The sequence below is a fragment of the Streptomyces sp. DSM 118878 genome, from assembly GCF_052936595.1.
Genome location: NZ_CP193622.1, coordinates 2,920,944 through 2,933,624, shown reverse-complemented (window position 1 = coordinate 2,933,624; position 12,681 = coordinate 2,920,944). Strand labels below are relative to the sequence as shown.

Genomic DNA, 12,681 nt, shown 5'->3' with positions numbered 1-12,681 from the left:
CCCCTCGCGCTCACGGGTCCTCCGTCTCCGCCTCAAGGCTGCGCCGTGTCTCGCGGCCGTACTCGCCCCGGGGGTCGTCGGTGAGGCCGCGGGCCCACTGGTAGTGGGCCACCGCGTCACTGACCTGCCGGGTGTACGCGCCGTCCGGCTCACCCGCGTACAGGGAGAGCTGGGCCAGGCGTTTCTGCAACTCCGCGACCTCGGGGCCCTCGTCGCCCTCGGCCAGGAGCGGGCGGTCGGTGGGCTCGCGCCGCGGGGGCGGCGTGGTGCGCACCGAGCCGGTGGCGCGTGCCGTCGGGGGCGGGGTCGAGGGCGGGGGCGAGGACGACGGCGGCTCCGAGGAGCGCGTGGGCGACGGCGGGGGCATGGCGACGCGCGGCTTCGTGGAGGGCGCCGCCGAGGACCGCGAGGGCGACTTGGCCGAGGGCGGGACGGGCTTCGTCGGGTCGGCGGGCGCCGGGGTCGGTGCGAGGGGCAGCGCGTGGCCCCGGCCGGGCTGTTCGGCGGCGGAGGAGAGCAGCCCGGTCGCCAGTACACCGGCAGCCACGACCGCGGCGAGGACACCGGCCCCGGCGAACAGGGCGTAAGGGCGGTTCCGCTTCCGCGGGGCGACGGCTGTGGCGACGGCTGCGGCTGTGGCTATGGCTGTGGGCGGCGGCCCTGCTCGCAGGTCGGGCCCTTCTCGCACGCCGGACCCTCGTCGTATGTCGGCCCCTTCTCGCACGCCGGACCCTTGTCGTATGTCGGCCCCTTCTCGTGCGTCGGGCCCTTCTCCTGCGTCGATGGGGTCACCCTGCGGTGCCGTTGGGCCGGGCGTGGCCCGGGCGGGCAACGGGGAGTGGTGGCCCTGCGTACCCTCACCGACCGCCCCCGGCAGCTCGGGAGGCCCTTCCGCCCGCGGCACCGGGCCATGGTCTCCCTGGTCTCCCTTCGGCCTCGCCGGCCTCGCCGGCCTCGCCGGCCCCTCCGCGTCGCCGCCCGGCGCGAGGTTCTCCGTCGCCGGGCCCGTCAGCGACACGTACGGACGTATCCGTATCGGGTCGAAGTCCTCCGCGGCTGCCGCCTCGGCGGATCGTGTGCGCCGTGCCTCTTCCGTCGCGCGCCTGGCGCAGCCGCAGGCCGGAGCCGCGTTCGGCGGGCGTGTCACCCCGCATTCGGGGCACCGCTCGTCCCGCCGCTCCGCTCGGTCCCGACCCGTCATCGGCGTTCCCCTCCCCACCGTGCCTGTCCTGTCCCGCCCCCGGGAGTCCAGGAGATTATGCGGAACCGGGGTTCAACAGGCCATAACCGGTCACACGGACCACGATGGACAGAGAGGCCCCACCGCGGCCCAGGAGCCCCAGGAGGTGTCCATGACGGAGGACGTCAGCGCCCGGCCCGCAGGGCCGCCGCCCGACGCCGTGCCCGGTCGGGAGAGCAACGGGCACCCTCCCCGTGGCGTACTGGTCTCCATCGGCGCGCTGCTTCTCGGCATGCTCCTCGCGGCCCTCGACCAGACCATCGTCTCCACGGCCCTGCCCACGATCGTCAGCGAACTCGGCGGCATGGACCACCTGTCCTGGGTGGTCACCGCGTACATGCTGGCCGCGACGGCCGCGACGCCGCTCTGGGGCAAGCTCGGCGACCAGTACGGCCGGAAGAAGCTGTTTCAGACCGCCATCGTGATTTTCCTGGTCGGCTCGGCGCTGTGCGGCATGGCGCAGAACATGCCGCAGCTCATCGGTTTCCGCGCGCTGCAAGGCCTCGGCGGCGGCGGGCTCATGGTGCTCTCCATGGCGATCGTCGGCGACCTGGTCTCGCCGCGTGAGCGCGGCAAGTACCAGGGCCTGTTCGGCGCGGTCTTCGGCGCGACCAGCGTGCTCGGACCACTGCTCGGCGGTCTCTTCACCGAGCACCTGAGCTGGCGCTGGGTCTTCTACATCAACCTGCCCATCGGCGCGATCGCCCTGCTCGTCATCGCCACCACGCTGCACATCCCGGTCCGCGACACCAAGCACACCATCGACTACCTGGGCACCTTCCTGATCGCGTCCGTCGCGACCTGCCTGGTCCTCGTCGCCTCGCTCGGCGGCACCACGTGGGCGTGGGCGTCCCCGCAGATCATCGGCCTCGCGGTACTGGGCGTGCTGCTCGCCGCGGTCTTCGTGGCCGTGGAGCGCAAGGCGGCGGAACCGGTGCTGCCGCTGAAACTCTTCCGTGTCCGCACCTTCACCCTCTCCGCGGTCATCAGCTTCATCGTGGGCTTCGCGATGTTCGGGGCGATGACCTACCTGCCGACGTTCCTCCAGGTCGTGCAGGGAGTCTCGCCGACCATGTCGGGCGTGCACATGCTGCCGATGGTGATCGGCATGCTCCTGTCGACGACGATCTCCGGGCAGATCGTCAGCCGCACCGGCCGCTGGAAGGTCTTCCCGGTCGCGGGCACGGCGATCACGGCGCTGGGCCTCTTCCTCCTCCACCAGTTGGACGAGCACAGCGGCACGGGCGTGATGAGCGCCTTCTTCTTCGTCTTCGGCCTGGGACTCGGCCTGGTCATGCAGGTGCTCGTGCTCATCGTGCAGAACGCCGTGGACTACCAGGACCTGGGCGTGGCGACCTCCGGCGCGACCTTCTTCCGCTCGATCGGCGCCTCCTTCGGCGTCGCCATCTTCGGCACGATCTTCACCAACCGCCTCGGCGACAAGCTGACCGACGCCCTCGCGGGCCGGCCGCTGCCGCCCGGCGTGAGCGTGGCCGGCCTGGAGGCCGACCCGCGCGGCATCGCCACGCTCCCCGCGGCGCTGCGCACCGACGCCCTGCACGCCTACGCCTCGTCCATCACGGACGTCTTCCTGTACGCGGTGCCGGTCGCGCTGCTCGCGTTCGTCCTCGCCTGGTTCTTGCGCGAGGACAAGCTGAGGGGTTCGGTCACGGCGCCCGATCCCACGCAGACGCTGGCCAGCAACCCCGTCGAGCGTTCGTCGTACGACGAGGTGGCGCGGGCGCTCTCGGTGCTCGGCACGCGCGAGGGCCGCAGGAAGATCTACGAGCGCATCACCGAGCGCGCGGGTTACGACCTGCTGCCCGCGGCGAGCTGGCTGCTCCTGCGCATCGCCCGGCACGGCTCGGTCGAACCGGGCATACTCGCCGAGCGGACCTCGGTCCCGCTGTCCGTGATCACGGCGGCGGCCCGCCAGGTCGAGGAGCGGCGCCTCGCCGAACGACGTGGCCTGGACATGTACCTGACCGACAGCGGCCGCGCAGCCGCGGGTAAGCTGGCGAGTGCCCGGCAGGACTCCCTGGCCGAGCTGCTCGGCGACTGGTGGGGCCCGGAACGCCCGACCGACCTGGCCCGGCTTGTCGAGCTGCTGAGCGCGGAACTGTGCGGCTCGGAGTCGGAGCGGCCGTACAACGGGGCGACGGTGGTCCGCGCGGCGTGACGTGAGCGGGGCCGAGGTCCTCGCCGTAGGCCGACGCCGGTCTCAGGCGAGGCCTCAGGCGAGATTCTTGGCGTACCAGTGCTCCGCGTACATGCGGTCGCAGTACGGCTCGGTCTCCTCGTACCCGTGCCGGGAGTACAGCGCGCGGGCCTCCACGAGGTCGTCGCGGGTGTCGAGGATGATCCGCTCGGCGCCCAGCGCGCGGGCCGCGTCCTCCGCGGCGGCGAGCAGCGCGGGCGCACCGCCGAGCCCGCGCAGATCCTCGCGCACGAAGACCCGCTTGAGTTCGGCGACCCCGGCCTCCAGCAACCGCACCCCCGCCGTCCCGCCGGGCTCGTCCCCGTACCGCGCGACGAGCAGCACCCCGCCCGGCGGAGCGAGATCGGCCCCGGTCTCCGCGGCCACCTCACGCTCCAGCTCGGCGGGGTCGGTGGGCCGCCCGTCGTGCAGCAGGTACCAGCGGTCGCTGACCTCCGTGTAGTACGCGCGCCAGAGCGCGGCGGCGACGTCGGAGTCGTACGGCTCGGGGGCGACGGTCCAGGCGGTGGTGGCACGGGCGGTGGTGGCACGGGCGGAGGCTGCGGTCATGGCGACGATCCCAGACCACGACGGCGGCGCCACGCAAGCGATTTGCCTGCGCGCCGCCGCCGTCGTAGTCGCCGTTGCCCGCCAGAAGCTCAGCCCTTTGGCGCAGCCTGCTGCACGACCTCGAAGGACCACACCGAGGAGGCGGACGAGGCCGGCTTCGGGCGGTCCCCGCCGCCTTCGCCGCCGCCCTGGTGCGCGGCCTTCATGGGCCCCTCCATCCACGCCTGGAAGGACGCCTCGTCGCGCCAGCGGGTGTAGACGAGGTACTGGTCCGTGCCTTCGACCGGGCGGAGCAGCTCGAACCACTCGAAGCCGTCGGAGTTCTCCACCGTGCCCGCGCGGGACGCGAAGCGCTTCTCCAGGACCTCGCGCTGTTCCTCTGGGACGGTCAGGGCGTTGATCTTCACGATGCTCATGCGGTCCATCCTGCCGTAAAGGGGGACGGCGAGGTGCTCCGATCCGCGCCGTCCCCCGGAGACCGTCAGAGCCGCAGCAGGCGCTCGGCCGTCTCGCGGTAGTCCCGCAGGGCCAGGCGGAGCTGCTCGGTGTCCGTGGTCGCCGCCTCGGCGTGGGCGCCCTCGGTGGGCAGCGCGGCGCCCGGTGCGACGCCCGCGGCCCGGCTGTGCGCGGGGGCCGCGGCCTCGCCGGGGGCGAGTCCGACGGACGGGGTGCCGCCCGGTGCGACGCCCGTGCCGGAGGCCTCGCCCGGTGCGGTGGCCGGCGCCGGGGCCCCGGTGGTCCGGGTCTCCTCGCCGCGGGCCGGGGTGGACTGCCAGGACGTACGCAGGGTGCGGCGGCGCTTCGCCAGGGTGTCCGTGAGGCGGGCGATCGTGTCCTCCAGGACGCTGTCGACCTCCTCGACCGCCCCGCGCGGGGCGTCCACGAAGCCGTTGACGGCGTTCTGGAGACGCAGGGTCAGCTTGTCGCGCTCATCGGACGGGAACAGAGCGGTGTCAGCCATGCTGTACTCCCCTTCGGGTGATGCCGGTCGAGCGCTTGTCGGTCAGATGCTTGCCGGAGCGTGCGGTGGAGCGGTGGTCGTGGCCCTCGGCCATCAGGGCCTCGAAGAGCCCCCGGGCCTCGATCATGGCGGCGCGCAACTCCTCGGTGCCCGCCGCGCTCTCCCTGGCGCCTGCCACGCCGTCCTGGGAGTTCGCTGTGCGCGCCGTGCCGGCCGCGTTCCCCTCGGCGCCCTTCGTGCCGAGCGCCGCGCGGTGCACCTTGCGGTAGCCGTCGACGTGGTGGGCGTGGTGCACGGACAGCGCGTCGACCTGGTCCTCGTAGTGGCCGCCGGTGGGGAAGCCGCGGGCGCCTGCCAGCTCGTCGATGAGCAGGTCCGCCTCGGCGACGGCCTGGCGCGGGGAGTCGACGAAGCGCTCCTGGGCGAGGTTCCAGCGGTCGGAGAACTGCTCGCGGGCCGCGGGCTCCAACGGCCGTACCTGGAGGTGGCCGTGGCGCTTCACGCGCTCCGCGAGGTCACGCTCGGCCGCTTTGGTGTCGCCGTCGTGGCGGGCCACCGCGTGGTCGTACTCGGGGCCGAACCGGCGCTTGAGGCTCTGCCCGCCGCCCGCACGCAGCCGCCCGCGGATCAGTACGGCGAACACGGCGGCGACGATGACGACGACGACCGCGATCAGAACGATGATCATGACTGTGGACATGGATGGGTGCCTTCCCGGGGGGTGGGCCTTGAGGCGCCGAGGCGATCCAGCGTGCCGCCTCGACGACTGTCCCCCGGACGAGTTGCCCGTAAGCCGCCCGTCAAACGGGACCCCGGGAAGGCGGCACGTGAGCGACAATCGTGCTCTCGCCGCACCGAGTCGAAGGAGCGTACGTACGTGCTGGAGCTGACGATGGCCTCGGTTTCCGGGGCGGACGCGGGCGCGACCGCGGGCATGCTCATGGCCGACGCGCCGAGCGAGCCGGGTGCGGTGCTGCGCGTGGGGCGTGACCGGAGCGTCTGCCGTCTGGTGACGCCCGACGACTGGCTGTTCGTGTCCCGTACGCATCTGGAGTTCCGCTGCGGTCCCGACGGGGCCTGGTCGGTGATCTGGGTGCGCGGTTCGAACCCCGACCCCGCGTCGGAGGTCCGGGTCGTCTCCGGGGGAGCGGCGTGGTCCCTCGCGTACGGAGAGGCGGCGCCGCTCGGCCGGGGCGGCTCGGGCGAGGTGGTCATCCAGGACAGGTCGGGGCCGCGGACCGTGAACGTCGGCTTCTACCACGAGGGTTGAGCCTCGAAGAGGGGCGTTCCTCGGAGCCTGCGCTCTCAGGCCAGTACGCGGGCCACCGCGAAGCCGTCGTACCCCTTGCTGCCCACCGTCTGCACGGCGGTGGCGCTCAACCTCGGGTGCCGCGCCATGAGTTCGAGCGCGCCGCGGGTGCCGCGCACGCTCGGGTCGGTGCTCGTGGCGTCGGTGACCGCGCCGCCGCGCACGACGTTGTCGAGGACGATGAGGCTGCCGGGGCGGGTGAGCTTCAGGGCCCACTCGACGTAGTGCGGGTTGTTGACCTTGTCGGCGTCGATGAAGACGAAGTCGAACGGAGCCGTGTCCTCGGCGCCGAGCCCGGCGAGGGAGTCCAGGGCCGGGCCGACGCGGATGTCGACGACCTTGTCGAGTCCGGCGCGGGCGATGTTGGCGCGGGCCACGTCGGCGTGGTGCGCCTGGTACTCCAGGGTGACGAGGCGGCCGTCCGCGGGCAGGGCGCGGGCCAGCCAGATCGTGCTGTAGCCGCCGAGGGTGCCGATCTCCAGGATGCGGGTGGCGCCCTGGATCTGGACGAGGAGCTGGAGCAGCTTGCCCTGGTTCGGTGCCACGCTGATGTGCGGCAGGCCGGCCGCGTCGCTGTCACGGAGGGCGGCGGCGAGCGCCTCGTCGGCGGGGGCGAGCAGGTCCGTGAAGTAGTCGTCGACGGCGTTCCACTGCGGCTGGCTCATGTGGGTCTTCGGTCCCTTCGACTGTCTAGTTAGTTTCGCTAACGAGGCTAGTCGAGCCAGGGCGCCCTGTCAGGGGGACTGCCCCATCAGGGGGACTGGGCTGCCCTGGCGGGAGGACCGCGCCGTCAGGAGGGCTCCCTCTCCACCGCCGGGGGCGAGCCCGGCAGCGGCTTGCGTGCCGATTCCGTCATGTACCAGACCGCGATGCCGCCCACGACCGCCGCCGCCATCATGTAGTACGCGGGCATCATCTTGTCGCCCGTCGCGCCGATCAGCGCCGTCACCACCAGCGGAGTCGTGCCGCCGAAGATCGAGACGGAGATGTTGAAGCCGATCGAGAGCGAGCCGTAGCGGACCTTCGTCGGGAAGAGGGCAGGGAGCGTGGACGGCATCGAGGCCGTGAAGCAGACCAGGAGCAGGCCGAGGGACCCGAGGCCGAGGCCGATGGCCCAGAGGGAGCCGTTGCGGATCAGGAGGAGTGCGGGGATCGACAGGGCCAGGAAGCCCACGCAGCCCGCGGCGATCACCGGACGGCGGCCCACCCGGTCCGTGAGCGCGCCCATGAACGGCTGGACGCACATCATCAGGGCCATGACGGCGAGGATGACGAGGAGGCCGTGCGTCTCGTCGTACTCCAGCTCGCCGGTGAGGTAGCTGGGCATGTACGAGAGCAGCATGTAGTCCGTGACGTTGAAGACCAGGACCAGGCCCATGCACAGGAGCAGCGCCTTCCACTGGCCGGTGACCATGTCACGCAGCCGGGGCTTCGCGCGGCTCTGCTCGTCCTTGTGGGCCTTCTCCATCTCCGCGGCGAACGCCGGGGTCTCCTCGAGCCGCATCCGCAGGTACAGGCCGATCAGGCCCATCGGGCCCGCGATCAGGAACGGGATGCGCCAGCCCCAGGAGAGCAGGTCGTCGGTGGACAGGAGCGCGGTCATCAGGGTGACGAGGCCGGCGCCGCCGATGTAGCCCGCCAGCGTGCCGAACTCCAGCCAGCTGCCGAGGAAGCCCCGCTTCTTGTCGGGGGCGTACTCCGCGATGAAGGTCGCGGCGCCCGCGTACTCGCCGCCCGTGGAGAAGCCCTGCACCAGGCGGGCCAGGAGCAGCAGGACCGGGGCGCCCACGCCGATCGTCGCGTACGACGGGATCAGGCCGATCGCGAACGTGCCCGCGGCCATCATGATCATGGTCACCGCCAGCACCTTCTGGCGGCCCACGCGGTCGCCGAGCGGGCCGAAGACCATGCCGCCGAGCGGCCGGATCAAGAAGGCCGCGGCGAAGGCGCCGAAGGTGGACAGGAGCTGGGCCGTCGGGTTGCCCGAGGGGAAGAAGACCTTGCCCAGGGTCACGGCGATGTAGCTGTAGACGCCGAAGTCGAACCACTCCATCGCGTTGCCGAGGGCGGCCGCCTTCACCGCGCGCTTGACCATCGCGGGGTCGGTGACGGTGACGCCTGCTGCGGCGTCCGGGGCTGCGGGGTCCGCGGGCCCGGGGACGGTCCCCGGTGCGGGCTCGGGCTTCCGGAGGGCGACGGAGGTGGCGCTCACCAAGGGTTCGCTCGCCTGCTTTCGGTCGACGACAAAGAGTGAGGCCGCCCGCGGAAACCGGGGCGGCCCGAAATCGACCATAGGTGCATAAGCCATCATCACGTACGGTGATCACTTGGCCGCATAGTGCGGTAAAACCGCTCCTATGCAGGTCAAACGGCCTTTCTTTCGGCAGTGCGGACAAGCTGCCTCTGTGATCTATGTCGCGGGCCCGGCCTGGAACCACTCCCACCCGGCCCGGATATTCCCTTTGAGATCAACAGCACCAGCTGTCGCGTAAGCGATGGTCCTTCGTGTTTTGGTCGGGCAATGTGCCCCAAAAGCAGATAGAAAGCGGGGGGTGGCCGCCAGGCGAACCGGTGGTTGCGCGCGTCTCAGGAGACAGGACCGACGACAGGACCGACGGCAGCACCGAGAACAGCACCGAAGACAGCACCGAAGCCAGGACGAATCCGGGTGGGAGGGCCGACGCGGCGTGGTGGACGTTGAGCACAGGGGACCGGGCGATGCTCTGGGAGCCGGGCGGGCCGACGGACCCGGGGCGCGGATCGGAGCGGCCCGTGCGGCCCTCTGGCTGATCGCGGCGGTTCTGGCGGTCCGGCAGGTGACCGCCGTCCTGAGCACCCCCAGAGGTGAACGGCTCACCGATCTGGAGACCTGGATCGGGCCGGCGGGCGTCCTTCGCGTGGAGGGCTCCTTCTACGACGCGGACAGGTTCACCGGGACCCCCTTCGCCGGCCTCGTCCTCAAGCCGCTCGCCCGCTCCGGGGAGCAGGCGCTCGGCTGGATGTGGACCTTCGGCACGCTCGGCCTGGTGATCTCGCTCGGTCTGATCGCCGCCCGTGCCCTGCCGCGGCCGGTCTCCCGGCGCACCTCGCTGCTCGCCGCCCCCGTGGCGATCAGCCTGCTCATCCTGTCGCTGCCGGTCCGCAACGCCCTCCACCTCGGCCAGACCAGCATCCTCCCCGTGCTGCTCGTGCTCCTCGGTCTCTTCGCCGTGCGCGGCGAGCGGACCAGCGGCGTACTGATCGGCGTCGGCGCGGCGCTCCAGCCGACCATGCTGCTCTTCGCCGCCCTGCTCTGGTGCACGGGGCGCAGGAAGGCCGCCGTGTCCGCCGGTGCCGGCTTCGCCGCCTGCACGGCGCTCACCTGGGCCGCCATGCCGCGCGACTCATGGACGTACTGGATCCACCACCTCGCCGGAGCGGGCCTCGGCGCGAGCCCGGACGCCAAGGCCAACCAGTCGCTGCACGGCATGCTGCTCCGCCTCGGCCTCGCCGGCCCGGTGGAGATCGCGCTGTTCCTGGCCCTGGGCGCGGCCGTCGCCTTCCTCGGGCTGCGCCGCGCGGTGCGCTTCGCCGAGGACGGGCAGCTCCTCCTCGCCGTCGCGATCACCGGCTGCGTCGTCGTCGCCGTGTCGCCCACGACCTGGCAGCACCAGCTCCTGTGGGTGCTCTTCGCGGTGGTCGGCCGGGTCGGCAAGCGCCGCTCCGACCGGTACATGTGGCCGGTGGCCGTCATCCTCGTGTCGACGCTGCCCGCCAAGATGATGCTGCCGAACATGCCGGTCACCGAGCCGGTCCGCGACAACCTCGTGCTGATCGCGGCGCTCGCCGCCGCCACGGTCGTGCCGTTCCTGTCCCGCGCCCACCCCCAGTACCGCGGCCCCATCCCGGCCGACTACGCCGAGACCGGGCCCGCCCGCTGGTCCCGGGTGCCGCTCGTGCCGTTCTGCCGGCGCGTCCTGACCCGCCCGAACCTGCTCCTCGAACTGCTCCTTATCCGCGTCGGCTACGCCGCGTACCAGCAGGTCAGGCTCGCCGCGACCGGCGGGACCATCACCGGCGGCCGGGCGAGGGCCGAGCGCCACGGCGAGCAGATCCACGCGGTCGAGCGGTTCCTGCGCATCGACATCGAGCACTGGGTCAACCACGCGGTGGCCAAGGGCGGCCGCCTGGAGGAGTTCTTCAACTTCTACTACACGTCGTTCCACTTCGTGGTGCCGCTGAGCGTCCTCGCCGTCCTGTACGTGCGGCGTCCCGCCGACTACCGCTGGGCGCGCTCCGCGCTCGGCTGCGCCACGGTCCTCGCCCTCGTCGGCTTCTGGGCCTATCCGCTCGCCCCGCCGCGCCTGATGCCCGGCCTCGGCTTCATCGACACGGTGCACGGCGTGCAGGACTTCACCAAGCCGAACTACGGCACGCTGACCGATCTCACCAACCAGTACGCGGCGATGCCCTCGCTGCACTTCGGCTGGTCCCTGTGGTGCGGGCTGGTCATCGCGGTCCTCGCGCCGAAGTGGTGGATGAAGGCCCTCGGCACGCTGCATCCGCTCCTCACGGCCTCCTCGATCGTGGCGACCGGCAACCACTGGGTGCTCGACGCGGTGGGCGGCGCGGCCGTGGTCGGCGCGGGCTTCGGCCTGACCTACCTCGTGTCGGGGCCCCGGGTGAGCCGCGGCAGGACCGTCAGCGGCAGGTCGCGGGACGACTCGGCGAAGGGCCGTACCCCGAGCTGATCCGGTAGGTGCCTGGCTCCGGCACCGAGAGGCGGGTGAACTCGCCCTGGCGCCGGAGGCAGGCGCCCTGCGCCCGCAGCCACGGCGAGTACACGAGGCGGACCGTCACCGAACCGCGCTCGGGGACGCGTACGACCATGTCGGAGCCCGTGGTGCGGACGACGGACGCGGGGCGTGAGACCAGCGGCACCGGGTCCTTCACCCGGAGGATCTGCCAGTGCGCGTCCTGCCACACCGGTTCCAGCCACTTCGGGCCGCTGGCCACCAGCGCCGCCTCGTCCTCGGCGGGCCCGTCCGGCTTGCCCGAGGGCAGCACGACATACCCCACGGCCCACCGGTCCAGCCAGGCGCGGTAGGTGGCCGCGGAGAACGTGCCGTCGTAGAAGAGGCGCCCGCGTTCGATGTCGAGCTGACGGTTCCAGCCGCGCGCCATGTTCACGTACGGGGCGAGCGCGCTGGCCTCGCGGTGGTTGCGGGCCGGGACCACCTCGACGCGGACCCGGTCGGCGCCGAGCCGCTCCAGCTCGCGCACCACGCCCCGGGTGTCGGCCGCCCAGGCGGGCACCTTCGTGGAGACGGCCAGGTCGTCGCAGGTCTTCTGGACCACCCAGGCCGAGGAGAGGACCAGGGCCGCCGTGAGGATGATCCGCCGCGACCGGACGAGTCCGGGCGCGAGCAGGGCGGCGAGCAGCGCCGCGGGGCCGACCAGCTCCGCGAGGCGCTCGACGTTCGTGCCGATGGGGGACGGGATGAGGTACGTGAGGACGGTCCCGGCCGCGTAGACCCCCGCGCCCCGGCGCAGCACCCGCCACTCGCGGGGCGCCGCCACCACCAGGGCCAGGCCGAAGAGGACCGGCGGGTAGATCCGGTCGAAGGGCATCGGCTGTTCCCCGTTGAACGGGAAGAGCAGCGTGGTGGTCGCCACGACCAGGAAGGGCGGCACGATCAGGGCCGCCGCGCGCACCCAGTCCCGTACGAAGAAGTAGCCCGCGCCCGCCACCAGGAGGAAGAGCCCCGCCACGGGGGAGCCCATGGTGGCGAGCGCCGCGCACCCGGCGGCCACGGCCGCGCGCCGCTCCCGTACGAGCGCGAGGCAGGCCGCGAGGCCGAAGGCCAGGCCGAGCGCGAACGTCGTGCGGCCCGAGGCGACGTTGCACCAGATGCCGAGCGAGGCGAGCACCGCGGGCCACAGGGGCCGGTGGAGGCCGGTGCGCTCGATGAGCAGGGCGACCAGCCAGGCGCCCGCGACCCCGGAGAGCACGGTCACGGTCTTCACGCCCACCGCGGCCATCAGATAGGGCGAGATGAGGCTGTAGTTGGCGGTGTGCATGCCGCCGTACCAGAAGAGGTTGTACGCGGCCGCGCCGTGCTCCGAGGCGAACCGCGCCCACGCCTCCTGTGCCGCCAGGTCACCGCCGCCGGTGGCGAGGAACGCCGCCCACACCGCGTACAGGGGCAGGGTGGGGGCGGTGGCGAGCAGGGGTACGCGGTGTCTGCGGCAGAACCCGCGGAGCGGGGAATCCCGCTCGTCGGGCGCGCTGCCGGACGGGGCGATCGAGAAGTCGGCAGAGACCACGGCCACCGTTTCCGTTCGGCATCCTGACGTGTCGGCGTCCTGAAAGGCAAGGTTCACCTCCCAGGACGCGGCACGCAACGGAAACGTTGGTTCCGTAA

Annotated in this window: 11 protein-coding genes; 3 read left to right on the top strand and 8 right to left on the bottom strand. The window is 72.4% G+C overall.

Features of this window, described 5'->3' with window-relative positions:
* Positions 1-10: 10 nt before the first annotated feature.
* Positions 11-688, bottom strand: coding sequence for a peptidoglycan-binding domain-containing protein (locus ACRAKF_RS12855; RefSeq protein WP_447037155.1), 678 nt, complete (start codon positions 686-688; stop codon positions 11-13).
* Positions 689-1,352: 664 nt separating this feature from the next.
* Here ACRAKF_RS12855 and ACRAKF_RS12850 point away from each other — a divergent pair.
* A complete protein-coding gene (locus ACRAKF_RS12850; protein WP_447037154.1) occupies positions 1,353-3,419 on the top strand; it encodes an MFS transporter in 2,067 nt (688 codons plus the stop codon).
* Between the two features lie 54 nt (positions 3,420-3,473).
* On the opposite strand, the gene ACRAKF_RS12845 is transcribed toward ACRAKF_RS12850, so the two are convergent.
* From ACRAKF_RS12845 to ACRAKF_RS12830, 4 genes are all read right to left on the bottom strand, one after another.
* Positions 3,474-4,007 carry a GNAT family N-acetyltransferase gene (locus ACRAKF_RS12845; RefSeq protein ID WP_447037153.1) on the bottom strand — a complete coding sequence of 178 codons (534 nt, stop codon included), beginning with the start codon at positions 4,005-4,007 and terminating at the stop codon, positions 3,474-3,476.
* Between the two features lie 89 nt (positions 4,008-4,096).
* Entirely contained in the window at positions 4,097-4,423 is a 327-nt protein-coding gene (locus tag ACRAKF_RS12840) for an antibiotic biosynthesis monooxygenase family protein (protein ID WP_447037152.1), read from the bottom strand.
* A gap of 65 nt (positions 4,424-4,488) precedes the next feature.
* On the bottom strand, positions 4,489-4,968 hold the full coding sequence (locus ACRAKF_RS12835) for a hypothetical protein (protein ID WP_447037151.1): 480 nt from the start codon (positions 4,966-4,968) through the stop codon (positions 4,489-4,491).
* Entirely contained in the window at positions 4,961-5,668 is a 708-nt protein-coding gene (locus ACRAKF_RS12830; RefSeq protein WP_447037150.1) for a hypothetical protein, read from the bottom strand. The genes ACRAKF_RS12835 and ACRAKF_RS12830 overlap by 8 nt, the downstream gene beginning before the upstream one ends.
* Before the next feature lie 177 nt (positions 5,669-5,845).
* On the opposite strand from ACRAKF_RS12830, the gene ACRAKF_RS12825 reads away from it, so the two are divergent.
* Positions 5,846-6,238, top strand: a complete 393-nt coding sequence (locus tag ACRAKF_RS12825) for an FHA domain-containing protein (RefSeq protein WP_447037149.1) — start codon at positions 5,846-5,848, stop codon at positions 6,236-6,238.
* Between the two features lie 35 nt (positions 6,239-6,273).
* Here the strand turns inward: ACRAKF_RS12825 and ACRAKF_RS12820 are convergent, their stop codons facing one another.
* Both ACRAKF_RS12820 and proP read right to left on the bottom strand, forming a co-directional pair.
* Positions 6,274-6,942, bottom strand: a complete 669-nt coding sequence (locus ACRAKF_RS12820) for an O-methyltransferase (RefSeq protein ID WP_447037148.1) — start codon at positions 6,940-6,942, stop codon at positions 6,274-6,276.
* Positions 6,943-7,067: 125 nt separating this feature from the next.
* Positions 7,068-8,570: a glycine betaine/L-proline transporter ProP gene (gene proP, locus ACRAKF_RS12815; protein WP_447041954.1), complete on the bottom strand. Its 1,503-nt coding sequence runs from the start codon at positions 8,568-8,570 to the stop codon at positions 7,068-7,070.
* A gap of 394 nt (positions 8,571-8,964) precedes the next feature.
* Between proP and ACRAKF_RS12810 the strand changes: the two genes are divergently transcribed.
* On the top strand, positions 8,965-11,007 hold the full coding sequence (locus ACRAKF_RS12810; RefSeq protein WP_447037147.1) for a bifunctional glycosyltransferase 87/phosphatase PAP2 family protein: 2,043 nt from the start codon (positions 8,965-8,967) through the stop codon (positions 11,005-11,007).
* Here ACRAKF_RS12810 and ACRAKF_RS12805 read toward each other — a convergent pair.
* A complete protein-coding gene (locus tag ACRAKF_RS12805) occupies positions 10,958-12,583 on the bottom strand; it encodes a hypothetical protein (protein ID WP_447041953.1) in 1,626 nt (541 codons plus the stop codon). The two genes, ACRAKF_RS12810 and ACRAKF_RS12805, sit on opposite strands and share 50 nt — an antisense overlap.
* Positions 12,584-12,681 lie beyond the last annotated feature (98 nt).